We start from the raw sequence: 16,459 nt of genomic DNA, 5'->3' as shown, positions 1-16,459 counted from the left end.
GGCGGGGCGTGTAGATGCGCCCGAGGGAATCCGAAGGAGCGGCCGAAGGCCGTGACGAGGATGACGAAGGGGCAGTCCGGAGCGAACGCTCCGGACCGCAATCGTAGCCCCGCCACCCCAGGCCCACGCCGCACCGGGCGCCTCAAGAACCCAACCTAAACCTCCACGCAACCCCCCGCACAAACAACTCATAGATCAATAAACAAAACCCCCAGTAATACCCGCATATTTCCAAAAAAAATCAAACCCACCTCCCCCCATAACCTCATATCGACTAAGTATTTCTTCCCCCACTCCCGCGCTGACAGAATCACCTCGTCTCCACCATTCACGCACCCGGAAACGACATCATGTTGTCACCGCTTACTCGCCTTCTCTCCACCGCCGCACTGACGCTCGCATTCGCCGCAACCGTCCAGGCCCAGGACAAGTCTTCGATCACTGTCGGCATCTCCGTCGGCACCGCCGAAAAGATCTTCGATGTCGTCCAGAAAGTCGCCGCCCGCGACGGTCTCCAGATCAAGCTCGTCAAATTCAACGACTATCAGCTTCCCAACGCCGCCTTGAATGCCGGCGACCTCGATGCCAACGCCTTCCAGCACAAGCCCTTCCTCGACAACCAGATCAAGGCGCGCGGCTTCGACATCGTGCCCGTGGGCCTGACGGTCACCGCGCCGCTCGGCTTCTACTCCCGCAAGATCAAAGCGCTGGATGACCTGCCCGAAGGCGCATCGGTCGGCATCCAGAACGACCCGTCCAACGGCAACCGTGCCTTGCGCCTGCTGGCCGCCTACAAGCTCATCACCCTCAAGCCCGAGGCCGAACAGAAGAACAACGCCACGCCGCTGGACGTCGTGTCCAACCCGCGCAAGCTCAAGCTGGTCGCGCTGGATGCCGCGCAGTTGCCGCGTTCGCTAGATGACCTGACCGCCGCGTCCATCAACAACGACTACGCCGAACAGGCGGGTCTTGTGCCCGCGCGCGACGCCATCGGGCGCGAGGCCGCCGATGGCCCCTACGCCAACCTGATCGCCGTGCGCACCAAGGACCGCGACCAGCCCTGGGTCAAGAAGCTCGTCTCCGCCTACCAGTCGCCTGAAGTGCGCGCCTACATCGAGCGCGAATTCAAAGGCTCGCTCGTTCCCGCCTTCTAACGCACGCACCCACGATTCATCATGAGCATCCTCACCCTGGCGGGCAGCCCGTCGCAGCGTTCCCGTTCTTCCGCCTTGTTGCGCCACGCCGCGCAGATCCTGCGCAGCCGCGGCCTGAGGATCAGCGAGCTGGGCTTGCGCGACATCCCCGCCGAAGAGCTGATCGAAGGCCACTACAGCGGCGCGGCCGCCGGGGCGCTGCGTGCGCGGGTAGCGGCCGCGGACGCGGTGCTGATTTCCACGCCGGTCTACAAAGCCTCGTTCTCGGGCGGGCTGAAGGCCGTGCTGGATCTGCTGGATGAAAAGGCGCTGGCCGGCAAGGTCGTGCTGCCGATCGCGACCGGCGGCAGTCCCGCGCATCTGCTGGCGCTGGAATACGGCCTGAAGCCCGTCCTGTCGGCGCTTGGCGCGCGCCACATCTTGGCCGGCGTCTACGCCACCGACAAGCAGGTGCGCCTGGACGAAGAAGGCAACGCCGACATCGATGACGACGTGCGCGGACGGCTCGAGGATTCGGTCGAACGCCTTTCCGAACAGGTGCTGCCGCGCGGCGTCGCCGTCAACGAAGCCTACGACCTGGGCCGTCTCGCGCTGGCGGGCGGGTTCAGCGTCTGACCTGGAGTTTTCCGATGGATGTTTTCTGGTTCATTCCCACGCACGGCGATTCCCGCTATCTCGGCACCAGCCGCGGCGCGCGCGCCGCCAGCTATGACTATTTCCGCCAGGTCGCGGTGGCCGCCGACACCCTGGGCTATGACGGCGTGCTGCTGCCCACGGGCCGGTCCTGCGAGGACGCATGGGTCGTGGCGTCCAGCCTGATCGGCGCCACGCGCAACCTCAAATTCCTCGTCGCGATCCGCCCCGGCGTCAGCTCGCCGCAGGTCTCCGCGCGCATGGCCGCCACTTTCGACCGGCTGTCCGAAGGACGCCTGCTGGTCAATGTGGTCACCGGCGGCGATCCGGGCGAGCTCGAAGGCGACGGCGTCTTCGTCAGCCACGACCAGCGCTACGCCATCACGGCCGATTACCTGAAGATCTGGCGCGGTATCCTCGAAAACAGCCACCAGGCCGAAGGCTTCAGCTTCGAGGGCGAGCAGCTTGTGTCCAAGGGCGGCAAGGTGATCTATCCGCCGGTCCAGAAACCCTATCCGCCCCTGTACTTCGGCGGCTCGTCCGAGGCCGCGCATGAACTCGCGGCCGAACAGCTCGACGTGTACCTGACCTGGGGCGAACCGCCCGACGCCGTCGCCCGGAAAATCGCCGATGTGCGCGAACGCGCCGCGCGCCATGGCCGCAGCGTGCGCTTCGGGATCCGGCTGCACGTCATCGTGCGCGAAACCGCGGAAGCGGCGTGGGCGGCCGCGGATGAACTCATCAGCCATCTCAGCGAAGACGCCGTCGCGGCCGCGCAGGCGGCGTTCGCCAAGATGGATTCCGAAGGCCAGCGCCGCATGGCCGCGCTGCACGGCGGCCAGCTCTCCGACGGCAACGGCGGGCGCTCGCACCTGGAAATATCGCCCAACCTGTGGGCGGGCGTCGGCCTGGTGCGCGGCGGCGCCGGCACCGCGCTGGTGGGCGACCCCGAAACCGTCGCCGCGCGCATCCAGGAATACGCGGACCTCGGCATCGATACCTTCATCTTCTCCGGATATCCGCACCTGGAAGAGTCGTACCGCTTCGCCGAACTGGTGTTTCCGCTCCTGCCCGGAAAGGGCCAGCGCAAGCCCGGCAACACGGTGCTGACGGGACCCTTCGGCGAAGTCATGGCGACCGAGCTGGTTCCCAAGGAATCGGCAAGCTGATGGGCGCGGCACGCACCCTTGGCCGTCCGGACCTGCCCGCCGCACGCTGGCTGGCGCCGTTGCTGGTCCTGGCCGCGTGGCAGGCCGCCGCGCAGGCGGGCTGGCTGCCCGAACGCATCCTGCCCGCGCCCTCGTCGGTGGCGGCGGCGGGCGCGGCGCTTGCGCGTTCCGGAGCGCTCTGGGAACAGGCAGGCGTCAGCGGCCTGCGCGCGCTGACCGGCGTGCTGCTGGGCGGCGGAGCGGGCGTGGTCCTGGGCGCATTGGCCGGCGTCGCGCGCAGGACAGGCGCGCAGGCCGACAGCCTGCTGCAGGCGCTGGGCCTGGTGCCGGTGCTGGCGTTCGCGCCGCTGATCCTGCTGTGGGTGGGCGTGGGCGAAGCGGCCAGGCTGGCGCTGCTCTCGCTGAGCGCGTTTTTTCCGGTGTACCTGCACACCGTCCGCGGCATCCGCGGCGTCGATGCGGGCCTGCTCGAAACCGGCCGCGAACACGGCCTGCAGGGCTGGCCCCTGTGGCTGCACGTCCTCTTGCCCGGCGCATTGCCAACCATTCTGGCGGGGTTGCGCCAGGGACTGGTTCTTGTGTGGCTGGTTCTCGTCGCGCTGGAACGCTTTCCGGCTCCGTCGGGCCTGGGGCAACTGGCGGCGCAGGCGCACGAAACCGCGCGCACCGACCTCGCGGTGCTGGCCATCGTGCTGTATGCCCTGCTGAGCGCGGCGTCCTTTGCGGCAGTCCATGCGCTGCGGCGCTACCTGCTGCGCTGGAGTCCGGCGCAGCGCCCGGAACTCTTTTCAGGAATACATTGATGGCCAAGATCCCTGCATGGCAAGAGGCCCGCCATGGCGAAGGCGCCAGTCCCGCCCAGGCCGGCGCCAGCGGCGTCGCCACGCCGCTGGAAACCCTGGCGGCCCGGCTTGCCGCCACGGCCGTCGCGCGCGACCGCGCAGGCGGGCACGCGGCGGACGAGCGCGAACTGATCCGCGCCAGCGGCCTGCTGCGGCTGTCGGTGCCCACCGCCTACGGCGGCGCGGGCGCAAGCTGGTCCGAGGTGCTGGCCGCGGTGCGCCGGCTGGCCGAAGTCGACAGCGCGCTTGCGCACGTGTTCGGCTTTCATCATCTGCAGGTGGCCGGCGTGCTGCTGTATGGCACGCCTGAGCAGCAGGCGTACTTCCTGCAGCCCACCGCCGAACGCCAGCTCTTCTGGGGCAACGCGCTCAATCCGCTGGACAGGCGCGTCATCGCCCGCGCCGAACTGGACGGCTACCGCATCGACGGCGTGAAGAGCTTCAGCTCGGGTTCCATCGGATCCGACCTGCTGACCTTCTCCGCGTGGCACAAGCCGTCCGGCACGGCGCTGATCGCCGCGCTGCCGACGCGCGCGGACGGCATCACGGTCAATCCCGACTGGGATGCCTTCGGCCAGCGCCAGACGGACAGCGGAACCGTGCGTTTCGACCATGTCCGCCTCGAAGCCATCCAGGTCCTGCAGGCGCCGGGCGTCGCGCCCACCGCGCGGGCCACGCTGCGATCGCAGGTGGCGCAGCTCATCATGACCAATCTCTACCTGGGCATCGCGCGCGGCGCCTACCTGGAGGCGCGCCGTTACGTGCGCGAAGACGCCAAGCCGTGGTTCGCCTCGGGCGTGCAGCGCCATGCGGACGATCCCTACGTGCAGGAGCGCTTCGGTGAATTCTGGCTGCGCGTGCAGGCGGCGCAGGCCCTGGCCGACCAGGCCGGACTGAAGCTGGATGCCGCGCTGGCGCGCGGACCGTCCGTGACCGCCGAGGAGCGCGGGCAGGTCGCCGTGGCCGGCGCGCAGGCCAAGGTGCTGGCGCATCGCGCCGCGCTGGCGGTGGGATCGGAACTGTTCGACGTGACGGGCGCCAGTTCCACCGCGGCGCGCTACGGCTACGACCGCTACTGGCGCAACGCCCGCGTGCACACCCTGCACGACCCCGTGTCCTACAAGATCCGCGACCTGGGGCGCTACGCGCTGCTGGACCAGGTGCCCGAACCCACTGCCTACTCGTGATGGCCCGAGCAATGACCGATATTTCCGCCTTGTCCGATATCCCCGCCGTGCCGCAGCCGGTCATCCGCCTGGATGCGGTGAGCAAGTCCTTCGCCACGCGCGCCGGGCGGTTCGACGCCGTGCGCAACGTGTCGCTGTCGATCCGCGCGGGCGACACGTTCGGCATCATCGGCAAGAGCGGCGCGGGCAAGTCCACCCTGCTGCGCCTGATCAACCTGCTGGAGCGTCCGGACGAAGGCGCGGTGCGGGTGGCCGGCACCGAGCTCACCGCGCTGTCCAAGCGCGACCTGCGTTCGGCGCGCCAGAACATCGGCATGATCTTCCAGCAGTTCAACCTGCTGCAGAACGAAACGGTATTCGAGAACGTGGCCTTCCCGCTGCGCGTGCACGGCGGACGCGACCGGCAGCAGGTCGCCGCCCGGGTGCGCGACTGCCTGGAAATCGTGGGGCTGACGGACAAGGCCGCCAGCCATCCCGCGCAGCTGTCGGGCGGCCAGAAGCAGCGCGTCGCGATCGCGCGCGCGCTTGCGAGCGAACCCGCCGTGCTGCTGTGCGACGAGCCCACCTCGGCGCTGGATCCCGAGACGACGCGCTCGGTGCTCAGCGTGCTGCGTGACATCAACAAGCGCCTGGGTGTGACCATCGTGATCGTCACGCACGAACTGGCCGTGGTGCGCGCCCTGTGCCGCCACGTCGCGGTGATGGAGAACGGCCAGGTGCTGGAGCAGGCCGAGATCTCGGGCGCCAACGTGCACCTGTCCTCGCCGCTGGGCCGCGAGCTGATCCGCGAGGCCACCCACCCCTATGAAGAGGTCGCATGATGCTGGAAACCTTTGTGCAGTTGCTGCCCGAGCTGGGCGTGGCGGTCGGGCAGACTTTCCTGATGCTGGCGATCGCGCTCGCGGCGTCCATCCTGCTGGGCGGCCCGCTCGGCATCCTGGTGTTCCTGACCGGGCCGGGCCAGTCGCTGGACCGGCCCGTGACGCATCGCCTGCTCAGCTGGACCGTGAATACGGTGCGGTCCTTTCCGTTCATCATCCTGCTGGTGGCGCTGGTGCCGTTCACGCGGGTGATCGCCGGCACCTCCATCGGGCCGGTCGCGGCGGCCGTGCCGCTGTCCTTCGCGGCCATTCCGTATTTCGCCCGCCTGGTCGAGCAATGCCTGCGCGAAGTGCCGCGCGGCGTGATCGAGGCCGCCCATGCCGCGGGCGCATCGGAGCTGCAGATCGTGCGCCGCGTGCTGCTGGTCGAGGCGCGGTCGGGGCTGGTGCTGGCCCTGACGGTGCTGGCCGTCAGCTTCCTGTCCTACTCGGCCGTGGCCGGGGTGGTGGGCGGCGGCGGCATTGGCGACCTGGCCATCCGCTACGGCTATTACCGCTTCCAGACCGACGTGATGGTGCTGACCGTGGCGCTGCTCGTCGTGCTGGTGCAGATCATCCAGTTCGCGGGCAACACCGTCGCGCGACGCATCGACAAACGCTGACACCAAAGGACCACCATGACGCACTACCGCAATCTCCTGGGCGCGGCGCTGGCCGCGCTGACCTTCGCCGGCGCCGCCCAGGCGGCCGATCCCGCCAAGAAGGAAATCGTGTTCGGCGCGACCGCCGGCCCCTACAGCGACCAGATCAAGCTGGGCATCAAGCCCATCCTGGAAAAGCAGGGCTACACGGTCAAGATCGTGGAGTTCAACGACTACGTGCAGCCGAACTTCGCGCTGGCGCAGGGCGCGCTGGACGCCAATGCGTTCCAGCACGTCGTGTACCTGAAGAACTTCGCAGCCAAGAACAAGCTGGAACTGTCCGAACTGGTGAAGGTGCCCACCGCGCCCATCGCCATCTACAGCAAGAAGTACAAGAGCGTCGACGCGGCGCCCGACGGCGTGAGCGTGGCCGTGCCCAACGATCCCACCAACCAGGCGCGCGCGCTGGTCGTGCTGCAGGAGCTGGGCTGGGTGAAGCTGCGCGACGGCTACGACCCGCTGCAGGTGTCCGAAAAGGACGTGGCGGTCAACGTCAAGAAGATCAAGCTGATTCCGCTGGAAGCGGCGCAGCTGCCCCGTTCGCTGGAAGACACCGACTACTCGTTCGTGAACGGCAACTTCGCGCTGGCGTCGGGCCTGAAGCTGACCGAGGCGTTGGCGCTGGAAAAGACCACGCCCACCTACCAGAACCTGGTGGCGGTGCGCACGGCGGACCGCGACAAGCCCTATGTGAAGGACATCGCGGCGGCCTATGCGTCGCCGGAGTTCCTGGCCGTCACCGAAAAGTCCTTCGCGGGCTTCGTGAAGACCGACTATCAGCAGAAGCTGGAGGCGGCGCGCTAGGGCCGGCCGCCGGCCTGCGCGCTCAACCGCTGCCATGTTCATCCACCCCAACGAATTCGAGCTGCTGCAGCACCTGGAAGCGCCAGGTCGCGGCACGCCGGATCACGATCACGAGGGCGGCGGCGCGCGTCCCGCCGCGCTGCGCGTGACCCTGCGCGGGCTGGCCAAGCGCTACGGCGGCCGCAATGCGCTGCAGGCGCTGGACCTGGAGATCGCCGCCGGCGAATTCGTGGCCGTGGTCGGCGCTGGCGGCAGCGGCAAAAGCACCTTGCTGCGTCTGCTGGCCGGCACGGAAACGCCCAGCGGCGAACAGGGCGGCGCGCCCACCCGGGCGCCGGTGCTGTTCGACAACTTTCCGCAATGGGCGCCCGACCATCGCGTGCGCACGCTGTTGCCCGACGCGCGCCTGCTGCCCTGGAAGCGGGTGCTGCACAACGTCGCGCTGGGCTTGCCCGACCAGGCCCTGGCCGGCGCCGCGCTGGAGCAGGTGGGCCTGGCCGGGCTGGGCGGCGCCTGGCCCGCCAGCCTGAACGAAGCGCAGCGCCAGCGCGTGGCGCTGGCCCGCGCGCTGGCGCACCGTCCCGGCCTGCTGCTCCTGGACGAGCCGCTCGCCGGCCTGGACGCGCTGGCTCGCATCGGCATGCAGCGCGTGCTGGAAGACGCCTGGCGCGGGCAGGGCTTTACGGCCGTGCTGGCGACCCACGATGCCGGCGAGGCCGTGGCCGTGGCGGACCGGATCCTGGTGCTGGACGAGGGCGGCGTGGTGCTGGACGAACGCGTCGATCTGGCGCGGCCGCGCGCGCGCGGTTCCGCCGCGTTCGCGGCGCTGCAAGCACGGGTGCTGCGTGCCGCGCTGCGCCAGCAGGACACTCCGGACCCGGACAGGCCCCTGGCGCCGGTCATCCAGATCCGTCATCTGAGGCTCGCGGTGTGAGGTCGCGGGCCGGCTCACCCATCCAGGCGCCATTCCCGGCGCCGCCCTTCACTTCAGGAGCAAGACCATGAGCATCCAATCCATCAACGCACGCAACCAGTTCCGCGGCAAGATCAAGGAAATCATCCTGGGACCGGTGGTGTCCGAGGTGGACGTCGACACCCCGGCGGGCATCGTCACGTCCGTGATCACCACGCGTTCGGTCAAGGAGCTGGACCTGCAGGTGGGCACCGAAGTCCTGGCCTTCGTCAAGGCGACCGAAGTGTCCGTCGCCAAGCTGTAGGCCGAAAAGCGCAGGAAAGTTGTACCCCGTCGGCGCTTCCAAAGCGCCGGCGTTAGGCATATATTGTCTTCGCGATATCCGGCGGTTTCCTCCTGGCTTGTAGTTACATGCTTTGCGAACGGAGAACGGAAATGCGGCGACTGCAAGAGTGGTTCATCGGCTTGATGTGCCTGGGGCTGGCGGTCTGCTTCCCGGCCGCGGCGCAAACCAAGCTGACCAACGCGCAACTGGACCAGCTGATGGCGCCCGTGGCGCTCTACCCGGATTCGCTGCTGTCGCAGATCCTCATGGGCGCCACCTACCCGGACGACATCGCGGCCGCCGCCAAATGGTCGGCCGCGCACACCAGCCAATCGGGCGACGACGCCGTCAAGGCGGCCGAAGGCGAAGCCTGGGATCCCAGCGTCAAGTCGCTGGTCGCCTTTCCTTCGGTCATGGACATGATGGGCCGCGAGCCGGCCTGGGTGAAGTCCGTCGGCGACGCCTTCCTGGCGCAGCCCGACGGCGTCATGGATTCCGTCCAGCGGCTGCGCACGCAGGCCCAGAAGGCGGGCAACCTGAAGAGCACGCCGCAGCAGACGGTCAAGACCACGACCCAAAACGAAAAGACCGTCGTGGTGATCGAGCCCGCGGACCCGCAGGTGGTCTACGTGCCCAGCTACAACCCGACGGTGGTCTACGGAGCCTGGGCGTATCCCTCTTATCCCCCTTACTACTATCCGCCGCCGCCGGGGTCGATGTTCGCGACCTCGCTGGTCGCCGGCATCGGATTCGGGCTGGGCGTCGCGGCCATCAACTCCATGTGGGGCGACGTCAATTGGGGACATGGCGACATCGATATCGACGTCGACCGCTACAACAACATCAATGTCAACAACCGCATGGACCGCAACAACGTCACCAATAACCGGTCCACCTGGCAGCACAATGCCGCCAATCGCGGCAATACGCCCTATGCCGACCAGGCCAGCCGCCAGCGTTTCGACAGTCAGCGGCAGGCCGGTCTGCAGAACCGTTCGCAGGTGGCGGGACAGGGCGGACGTGCGGCTGGCGCGGCGCCTGCAGCGGGTTCGCGCGACGCCGCACGCCAGCGCGCCGCGCAGTCCTTCGAAGGCCGGACCGGGCAACCCATTGCCGGCCACAGCGGTCCGGATGGCGGGCGCGGACAGGGCGCGGGCAGGGGCGAAGGCGCGGCTGGCCGGGGGCAGGGCCAGGGGCCGCAGGGCGGCCAGGGCGCCCGCGACCGCGCATCCAGCGTTTCCACCCAGGACAGGGCGCAAGGCCGGTCGACCGGCACGTCCACCCAGGACCGGGCCGGCGACCGCGCCTCCGGCGTCTCCACACAGGACCGGCAGGCCGCGGCCCAGCGCCAGCGCGCCGACGAATCGGCCGCGCGCGACCGTGCCCGCGCCTCCAACAGCCATAACGCGCTGAGCGGCGCCGGCGATGGCGACCGCATGCGGCAGCAGAACCAGCGCGGCGAAATGAGCCGGGGCGGCGGTTCCCATCGCAGCACGGGCATGAGCGCGCCATCTCGCGGCGGCGGCGCGGCGCATCGCGGCGGCGGCGGCGGACGGGGCGGTGGCGGCGGCCGGAGATAAGCACCATGGACAACGGAGTTCCTATGACGATTGCTCGTTTACGCGCGCTTTGCGCCGCGTCGGTGCTTGCGCTCGGCTTCGCGGCCCCCGTCATGGCGCAAAGCGTGTATCCCAGCGCCCAGGCGGCCGCGCAGGCATTCACCGACGCGCTGGCCCTCAATGACGTCGACGCCCTGGCCAAGGTGCTGGGCCCGAACCACCGGCAGATCGTGCCGGGCGGCGTGGACCAGGAAGATATCTACAAGTACCTCGCGGCCTGGTCGCGCAAGCACGACATCGTGGCCGACGATGGCCGCTCCTGGGTGGCGGTCGGCGATTCCGGATGGACGCTGCCAGTGCCGATCGTGCGCGCCGGCCAGGGATGGCGCTTCGATCCGGTTGCGGGCAAAGCGGAAATCCGCCGCCGCGCCATCGACCGCAACGAGCTCACCGCCATTGAAACCCTGGAGAAGCTTCAGGCCGCCCAGACCCGCTATCGGGATGGCGTGGGGCAGGGCCGTTATGCGGGCCGCCTGGTCAGCCGCCCCGGCTACCGGGACGGCCTTTACTGGCCCGAGCTGCCCGGCGCGCCGGAGCAGGCCTTCGGTCCGGACGCGTTGGCCATGGGGCCGGACGTGCCGCTGGACGATGCCTACTACGGCTACCGCTACAAGGTGATTCCGGGCGCACAGGATAATTCGTACCGCATCGTCGCCTGGCCCGCGCGGTATGGCCAGACAGGAATCGGAACCTTCGTCGTCGGCCCCGACGGCGCCGTTCTGGAAAGCGATCTGGGCCCGTCCACCGCCGCGCGCGCGGCGGCGCTGCGCGACCGCGACATCCGCGACGGAAGCTGGGTCGACGCGAACGCGCAAGCCGCCGCCGCCAATTGATTTTGCGGGCTTGAATGGGGGCCTGATCAGGGCCGAATTGCACGCCTGTTGCGACCTCGCAACAGGCGTGTGCGTTTGTCGCCAAAGCCTGTTTTGGGTCGCCGTTGTGGCCCATTTGTCAGGCGGCTGTGCATAAAATGGCGAGCACCGGGACCCCGCCCGATTTCCCCTTGCCGGATCTTCAAATTGAACCCCATGCATTTTGTCCGCTACGCCCTTTTCGGCGTAGGGATGGCGCTTAGCGCAGCGGCGGCCTCCGCCCCGATTTTCGTCCTGAATTCCCTGGACGCCAACGTCAGCATCATCGATCCGGCCACCTACAAGGAACTGCGGCGCGTGCCCACCGGCAAAGAGCCGCATCACCTGTACCTGACGCCCGATGAAAAGTCGCTCATGGTGGCCAACGCCACCGGCGATACGATCACCCTGATGGATCCCAAGACGGGCGAAGTGCAGCGCACGCTGACCGGCATCGTCGATCCCTACCAGCTGCAGTTCTCGCCGGACATGAAGTGGTTCGTCACGGCGGCCAACCGCCTGGACCACATCGACATCTATGCCTGGAAGCCGCTGGAAAAAGGCTTTGACCTGAAGCTGGTCAAACGCATCCAGGCGGGCAAGACGCCCAGCCACATCATGATCGACAAGCACAGCACGACGGCCTACGTCACGCTGCAGGACAGCGACCAGCTGATCGCCATCGACCTGGCCACGCAGACGCCCAAATGGACGGTGTCCGTGGGCAAGACGCCCGCCGACGTGTTCCTCACGCCCGACCAGAAGACCCTGCTGGTGGCGCTGACCGGCGATTCCTACGTCGAGGCCTACGACGTCAGCAACGGCCCGGCCAAGCTGGTCAAGCGCATCCAGACCGCCGCCGGCGCGCACGCGTTCCGCGCGCAAGGCGATCACCGCCACCTGTTCGTCAGCAACCGCACCGCCAACTCCATCAGCCGCATCGACCTGCAGACGCTCGCCGTCGTCGACACCTTCCCGGTGCCTGGCGGCCCCGACTGCATGGACGTGCTGGCCGACGGCAAGACGCTGCTGGTCACCTCGCGCTGGGCGCGCAAGCTCACCGTGGTCGACCTGGAGCAAAAGAAGGTCGTCAATCAGGTTTCCGTGGGCAAGTCGCCGCATGGCGTCTGGACGCTGAACCATGCGCCTACCCGGTAGGATCCCCCACGCGGCCCTGTGCCTGACGCTGGCGACGGCAACCGCAACCGCCGGCGCGGCCCCTGCGGCCGCCACCTGCGACAAGCCGGTCTACCTGACGTTCGATACCGGCCACATGGGCGTCGCGCCGCTGATCGCCGACGTGCTGGCCCGGCATCACGTCAAGGTCACCTTCTTCCTGGCCAACGAGCGCACGCTGACCGACGGGTCCAGCCTGGACGACGTGTGGGCGCCCTGGTGGAAGGCGCGCGCCGCGGAAGGCCATGCCTTCGGCTCGCACACCTACGACCACGTCTATTGGCAGGGCGACCTGCCGGGCGGCAAATTCCGCGTGAAGCCCAGCGCGGGTCCCGATGCCGGCAAGCGGGCCGAATGGACCGCTGAACAGTACTGCGCCGAGATCAAGCGCTCCGTCAGCCGCTTTCACCAGATGACGGGCCAGAACATGCTGCCGCTGTACCGCGCACCCGGAGGCAAGACCTCGCCGGCCCTGCTCAAGGCGGCCAAGGCCTGCGGCTTCGAGCACGTGGGCTGGGCCCAGGCCGGCTTCCTGGGCGACGAACTGCCCAGCGACAAATACCCCAACGCCAAGCTGCTGGACCAGGCGCTGCGCACCATCAAGCCAGGCGACATCCTGCTGGCCCACCTGGGCATCTGGTCGCGCCAGGATCCCTGGGCGCCCGCCGTGCTCGAGCCGCTGATTGTAGGTTTGCAGCGCAAGGGCTATTGTTTCGCTACCTTGAACACCCATCCGGCCTATCGCGACTGGATCGCCACGCATCATTGATCATGGATACGCTTAGCCAACTCTTCGGGGACTGCCAGCAATGGCTCTTCGAGACGGCGATTCAGCCCGCGCTGTTCCACCTGGGCCTGAGCAACTTCATCGAAGACGGCTATGACGCCACGATGTGGCTGCTGGTCGGGCTGCTGCAGGTCGCGGTGCTGGTGCTGGTGTTCGGCCCGCTGCAGCGCCTGCGTCCGGTCGAACCCGTCACCGACCGCCGCCAGATCGGCATCGACGTCCTGTACACCCTGATCCACCGCCTGGGCGCGTTCCGGCTGGTGCTGTTCTTTACCATCGATCCGTTCTGGGACAGCATCTTCGGCCAGCTGCACGTCTGGGGCTTCGCGCCGTTCCAGCTGGACCAGTACTGGCCCGGCGTAACGGACAAGGCCTGGGTCAGCCTCATCATCTACCTGCTGCTGTTCGACGCGGTGGACTACTTCTACCACCGGGCGCAGCACCGTTTCGGCTGGCTCTGGGCGCTGCACGCCGTGCACCACAGCCAGCGCCAGATGACCATCTGGAGCGACGACCGCAACCATCTGCTGGACGACATGCTGCGCGACGTGCTGGTCGTATTCGTGTCGCAGCTGGTGGGCGTGCCGCCCGCGCAGTTCGTCATGGTGGTGGCCATCACCCAGCTGGCGCAGAGCTTCTCGCACGCCAACCTGCGCATGCATTTCGGCGCGCTGGGCGAACGCCTGCTGGTCAGCCCGCGCTTTCACCGCCACCACCACTCCATCGCCTACGACGCCTCGTCGCCGGGGCCGGTGGGGGGCTACAACTTTGCGGCGCTGTTCCCCATCTGGGACGTCCTGTTCCGCACGGCCCGTTTCGGCGTGGGCTACGGTCCCACCGGCATCCACGACCAGCAGGCCGAACTGGGCGGACGCGACTACGGCCGCGGCTTCTGGTCGCAGCAGTGGCTGGGCATCAAGCGCATGCTGGGCCGCGACCGCGAACCCGCCGCAGCCCCGCCCGCGCCGCCCGCCGGCGTGGAACGCGCCTGAAAAAAAAGAAGGCTGGACGTGATCCAGCCTTCTTTTTTTTGGGGCAGGCCGGAAGCTTCATTCCGGCCGCGGACTCAGGCGTCGGGCGCGTCGTGCGTGGTTTCGCGCTTGATCTCGCCGTGCCGGCGTTCCATTTCCTGGCGCAGTTCGCGGCGCAGGCCGGCCGCCTTGAAGCGCTGCTTCTCTTCCAGCGTGCGGGGCTCGAGCGGCGGCACGGCGGTGGGGGCGCCTTGTTCGTCCACCGCCACCATCGTGAAGTAGCAGCTGTTGGTGTGGCGCACCAGCTTCTTGCGGATGTCTTCGGTGACCACCTTGATGCCGATTTCCATCGACGTGCGGCCCGTGTAGTTCACGGCCGCCAGGAACGTCACCAGTTCGCCGACGTGGATCGGTTCGCGGAAGACCACCTGGTCGACCGACAGGGTCACGACATATTGGCCGGCGTACCGGCTGGCACAGGCGTAGGCCACCTGGTCCAGATACTTGAGGATGGTTCCGCCGTGCACATTTCCCGAGAAATTCGCCATGTCCGGCGTCATCAGGATGGTCATCGACAATTGGTGGCTAAAGGCGTCGTCCATGGCGGGCGGCTCATTCTTGAATAAAACGCCAATGTTAGCGGCTGGCGCCTGACATGGCGCCAACTCCTGGGCGGTGTTCAGGGTTTCTTGACGGCCGCCGCCGGCGCGGCGCGGGCGGGGGCGGCAGCGGCCGAAGCAGCGGATGCCGGGGCAGCGGCAGGGGGCGAGGGAGTCGCGGCGGCTGGCGATTCGGCCGGAGCCTGCGGCGCGGGCGCCGTATCCGCCGCCGCTTCCGGTTCGTCCCGGCGCACGGCGGGCGGCGCCCATAATCCGTCCACCACGGCCGGACCGGGCGAATAGACGCGCAGCAGCACGCCCACCGGCCCCGCCGCGGGGATCGGCAGCCAGTTCGACTGCTCATCGGGCGCGGGCGCGGCATGGCTGAACACCAGGTCCAGCGAACCGTCGGGGTTGTAGCGCAGCGGATCCCGGTCGCCCAGCGCGTATCGGTTGACCGGATTGGGCACGGGCATGCCCTGCGGGTCATAGGCGGCCAGCGACCACAGCGCGTCCGCGGGCGGCAACTGTTCGCGCTCGAAATGCAGCGCATAGCGATGCGCGCCATCGAGCAGCGCGCCCTGGCTGTCGGCAGCCAGCAGCAACACGGTCAGGTCTTCGGGCAGGCCGGCGCCCGGCTGCGCCTGGGCCGTCAGCGCGCGGCGCAGCCAGGCGTTGCCATAGACGCCGATGCTGGCCGTTTCCTGCTGCCAGCCGTTCGCGCCGCGCAGGGAGTTGCCGGCGGCGGCGTCCATGCGTTCGCGCGCGGCGCGCACGCCGCGCCGCATGCCCTGCGTGGCGGCGTGGTCGAGCTTGTCGACTTCGAAATTGCGGCCCGGGACCAGTCCCACGCGACGCAGCTGGGCCAGCACCGGCTGGTCCGTGGCGTGGGGCGGATGCTTGCGCAGCAGCTCCGCGGCATAGGTGAAGAACGCTTCGGTGGGCATGGAGTCCACCTGCTCGCGCACCGGGATCTTCAGGTCCAGCGACGGGTCCGGCCTCACGCGCGGCGGTTGCGCGGGCAGGTTCCACTGCGCCAGCGGGGTCAGGACGAAGCCGTCCTGCAGCGCGTTGACCGCCGGCAAGTCGGCGGCGCCGGCGGCCTGGATCAGGGTCTTGGCCCAGACGTGGGTGGTGGGCGCGTCCAGACGCGCCATGCCCGACGGCAGGGTGCCCGACCAGCCCGGCGGCACGATCACGGTGTTGCCCTTGCCGGTGCCCGTGCTGCGCTTACCCAGCGTGGCGAATACGTCCGTCCACATGTCCAGCAGCGTCAGCGTGTACAGCCGCCCCTGCGTATCCGGCACGGACAGCACGACCGGCCCGTCCGTCAGGTCCACCCACGCCGTGCTGCGCAGCATGTCCGGATTGGCCCAGGGCGTGGCGGCGCCGGCCTGGGGCAGGGTGCGCCCATGCAGGAAGGTATTGGCGGACGCGCCCTGGGCTCCCCGGGCCGGGTGCGTGAACTGGCGCCGGGTCAGGTCCATGGCGACCAGCGGATAGAAGTACAGGTAGCCCTCCATGGCCGCCTGCTGGGCAGACTCGGTCGCCGCGGCGGCCGGCGTCAGCGCGGCGGGGGCCGCCAGCGCGGCAGGGGACGTCAACGCCAGCATGGCGCAGGCCAGGAACAGGGCCAGGGGGGCAAGGCGGCGCATCGGCGCTCCAACGGTCATGCATAGACAAGGGGCGGCGGCAGCGGCGGCCCGGGCAGTGCGGCGCCGCCGCAATGGCATCGCCGCCCGCCATGGTAGCAGCGCGGCATTCGCGCAAAATCCCCGAAAAAAGCGGATTTTGACGCCAGATTTCAGACTGCGTCAGCCGGACGCCGCATGGCGCGCGCCGAATCGTGGGCATATACTAGCTTCCATATCCGTGGAAGCCGTAGGGCCTTTCCTGAATTCGGGTCC

Annotated in this window: 17 protein-coding genes; 15 read left to right on the top strand and 2 right to left on the bottom strand. The window is 68.6% G+C overall.

Annotated elements, in window-relative coordinates; genetic code table 11:
• The first annotated feature begins 350 nt into the window (after window positions 1-350).
• The 15 genes from ABE485_RS22355 to ABE485_RS22285 all read left to right on the top strand — a co-directional run bounded on the left by ABE485_RS22355 (window position 351) and on the right by ABE485_RS22285 (window position 13,974).
• Complete coding sequence (locus tag ABE485_RS22355) at window positions 351-1,154, top strand: MetQ/NlpA family ABC transporter substrate-binding protein (protein ID WP_346517449.1); 804 nt, start codon at window positions 351-353, stop codon at window positions 1,152-1,154.
• A gap of 21 nt (window positions 1,155-1,175) precedes the next feature.
• Window positions 1,176-1,769, top strand: a complete 594-nt coding sequence (gene ssuE, locus ABE485_RS22350; protein ID WP_346517448.1) for an NADPH-dependent FMN reductase — start codon at window positions 1,176-1,178, stop codon at window positions 1,767-1,769.
• A gap of 14 nt (window positions 1,770-1,783) precedes the next feature.
• Complete coding sequence (gene ssuD, locus ABE485_RS22345; protein ID WP_346517447.1) at window positions 1,784-2,956, top strand: FMNH2-dependent alkanesulfonate monooxygenase; 1,173 nt, start codon at window positions 1,784-1,786, stop codon at window positions 2,954-2,956.
• Window positions 2,956-3,759 carry an ABC transporter permease subunit gene (locus ABE485_RS22340; protein WP_346517446.1) on the top strand — a complete coding sequence of 268 codons (804 nt, stop codon included), beginning with the start codon at window positions 2,956-2,958 and terminating at the stop codon, window positions 3,757-3,759. The genes ssuD and ABE485_RS22340 overlap by 1 nt, the downstream gene beginning before the upstream one ends.
• The gene (locus ABE485_RS22335; protein ID WP_346517445.1) at window positions 3,759-4,985 is read left to right on the top strand and encodes an acyl-CoA dehydrogenase family protein; all 1,227 of its coding nucleotides are present in this window, start codon (window positions 3,759-3,761) and stop codon (window positions 4,983-4,985) included. Before ABE485_RS22340 ends, ABE485_RS22335 begins: the two co-directional genes overlap by 1 nt.
• Window positions 4,986-4,996: 11 nt before the next feature.
• On the top strand, window positions 4,997-5,806 hold the full coding sequence (locus ABE485_RS22330; RefSeq protein WP_346517444.1) for a methionine ABC transporter ATP-binding protein: 810 nt from the start codon (window positions 4,997-4,999) through the stop codon (window positions 5,804-5,806).
• The gene (locus ABE485_RS22325; RefSeq protein WP_346517451.1) at window positions 5,806-6,468 is read left to right on the top strand and encodes a methionine ABC transporter permease; all 663 of its coding nucleotides are present in this window, start codon (window positions 5,806-5,808) and stop codon (window positions 6,466-6,468) included. Before ABE485_RS22330 ends, ABE485_RS22325 begins: the two co-directional genes overlap by 1 nt.
• A gap of 15 nt (window positions 6,469-6,483) precedes the next feature.
• Window positions 6,484-7,311 (top strand): MetQ/NlpA family ABC transporter substrate-binding protein, encoded by an 828-nt coding sequence (locus ABE485_RS22320; RefSeq protein ID WP_346517443.1) that lies wholly within the window; start codon window positions 6,484-6,486, stop codon window positions 7,309-7,311.
• 34 nt (window positions 7,312-7,345) lie between these two features.
• Window positions 7,346-8,245 carry an ATP-binding cassette domain-containing protein gene (locus ABE485_RS22315; RefSeq protein ID WP_346517442.1) on the top strand — a complete coding sequence of 300 codons (900 nt, stop codon included), beginning with the start codon at window positions 7,346-7,348 and terminating at the stop codon, window positions 8,243-8,245.
• A gap of 67 nt (window positions 8,246-8,312) precedes the next feature.
• Entirely contained in the window at window positions 8,313-8,528 is a 216-nt protein-coding gene (locus ABE485_RS22310) for a TOBE domain-containing protein (RefSeq protein WP_006227327.1), read from the top strand.
• Window positions 8,529-8,659: 131 nt separating this feature from the next.
• Window positions 8,660-10,129, top strand: a complete 1,470-nt coding sequence (locus ABE485_RS22305; RefSeq protein ID WP_346517441.1) for a DUF3300 domain-containing protein — start codon at window positions 8,660-8,662, stop codon at window positions 10,127-10,129.
• 23 nt (window positions 10,130-10,152) lie between these two features.
• Window positions 10,153-11,001, top strand: a complete 849-nt coding sequence (locus tag ABE485_RS22300) for a DUF2950 family protein (RefSeq protein ID WP_346517440.1) — start codon at window positions 10,153-10,155, stop codon at window positions 10,999-11,001.
• A 195-nt stretch (window positions 11,002-11,196) separates the two neighbouring features.
• Window positions 11,197-12,177, top strand: coding sequence for a YncE family protein (locus ABE485_RS22295; protein ID WP_346517450.1), 981 nt, complete (start codon window positions 11,197-11,199; stop codon window positions 12,175-12,177).
• Entirely contained in the window at window positions 12,161-12,964 is an 804-nt protein-coding gene (locus ABE485_RS22290; protein WP_346517439.1) for a polysaccharide deacetylase family protein, read from the top strand. Before ABE485_RS22295 ends, ABE485_RS22290 begins: the two co-directional genes overlap by 17 nt.
• Window positions 12,965-12,966: 2 nt before the next feature.
• The gene (locus ABE485_RS22285; RefSeq protein WP_346517438.1) at window positions 12,967-13,974 is read left to right on the top strand and encodes a sterol desaturase family protein; all 1,008 of its coding nucleotides are present in this window, start codon (window positions 12,967-12,969) and stop codon (window positions 13,972-13,974) included.
• Between the two features lie 74 nt (window positions 13,975-14,048).
• Here ABE485_RS22285 and ABE485_RS22280 read toward each other — a convergent pair whose 3' ends face one another.
• On the bottom strand, window positions 14,049-14,555 hold the full coding sequence (locus ABE485_RS22280; RefSeq protein WP_346517437.1) for an acyl-CoA thioesterase: 507 nt from the start codon (window positions 14,553-14,555) through the stop codon (window positions 14,049-14,051).
• A gap of 77 nt (window positions 14,556-14,632) precedes the next feature.
• On the bottom strand, window positions 14,633-16,207 hold the full coding sequence (locus tag ABE485_RS22275; RefSeq protein WP_346517436.1) for a DUF1254 domain-containing protein: 1,575 nt from the start codon (window positions 16,205-16,207) through the stop codon (window positions 14,633-14,635).
• Window positions 16,208-16,459: the final 252 nt, after the last annotated feature.

The organism is Achromobacter spanius, from assembly GCF_039673305.1.
Lineage (GTDB): Bacteria > Pseudomonadota > Gammaproteobacteria > Burkholderiales > Burkholderiaceae_B > Achromobacter > Achromobacter spanius_F.
This window is presented reverse-complemented; position numbering and strand designations above follow the sequence as displayed.

Coding starts and splice junctions, on each gene's coding strand:
- ABE485_RS22340 (WP_346517446.1), top strand. CDS start 2,956: ATGGGCGCGGCACGCACCCTTGGCCGTCCGGACCTGCCCGCCGCACGC.
- ABE485_RS22325 (WP_346517451.1), top strand. CDS start 5,806: ATGCTGGAAACCTTTGTGCAGTTGCTGCCCGAGCTGGGCGTGGCGGTC.
- ABE485_RS22280 (WP_346517437.1), bottom strand. CDS start 14,555: ATGGACGACGCCTTTAGCCACCAATTGTCGATGACCATCCTGATGACG.
- ssuE (WP_346517448.1), top strand. CDS start 1,176: ATGAGCATCCTCACCCTGGCGGGCAGCCCGTCGCAGCGTTCCCGTTCT.
- ABE485_RS22320 (WP_346517443.1), top strand. CDS start 6,484: ATGACGCACTACCGCAATCTCCTGGGCGCGGCGCTGGCCGCGCTGACC.
- ABE485_RS22315 (WP_346517442.1), top strand. CDS start 7,346: ATGTTCATCCACCCCAACGAATTCGAGCTGCTGCAGCACCTGGAAGCG.
- ABE485_RS22285 (WP_346517438.1), top strand. CDS start 12,967: ATGGATACGCTTAGCCAACTCTTCGGGGACTGCCAGCAATGGCTCTTC.
- ABE485_RS22290 (WP_346517439.1), top strand. CDS start 12,161: ATGCGCCTACCCGGTAGGATCCCCCACGCGGCCCTGTGCCTGACGCTG.
- ABE485_RS22305 (WP_346517441.1), top strand. CDS start 8,660: ATGCGGCGACTGCAAGAGTGGTTCATCGGCTTGATGTGCCTGGGGCTG.
- ABE485_RS22295 (WP_346517450.1), top strand. CDS start 11,197: ATGCATTTTGTCCGCTACGCCCTTTTCGGCGTAGGGATGGCGCTTAGC.
- ABE485_RS22330 (WP_346517444.1), top strand. CDS start 4,997: ATGACCGATATTTCCGCCTTGTCCGATATCCCCGCCGTGCCGCAGCCG.
- ABE485_RS22355 (WP_346517449.1), top strand. CDS start 351: ATGTTGTCACCGCTTACTCGCCTTCTCTCCACCGCCGCACTGACGCTC.
- ABE485_RS22335 (WP_346517445.1), top strand. CDS start 3,759: ATGGCCAAGATCCCTGCATGGCAAGAGGCCCGCCATGGCGAAGGCGCC.
- ABE485_RS22310 (WP_006227327.1), top strand. CDS start 8,313: ATGAGCATCCAATCCATCAACGCACGCAACCAGTTCCGCGGCAAGATC.
- ABE485_RS22275 (WP_346517436.1), bottom strand. CDS start 16,207: ATGCGCCGCCTTGCCCCCCTGGCCCTGTTCCTGGCCTGCGCCATGCTG.
- ssuD (WP_346517447.1), top strand. CDS start 1,784: ATGGATGTTTTCTGGTTCATTCCCACGCACGGCGATTCCCGCTATCTC.
- ABE485_RS22300 (WP_346517440.1), top strand. CDS start 10,153: ATGACGATTGCTCGTTTACGCGCGCTTTGCGCCGCGTCGGTGCTTGCG.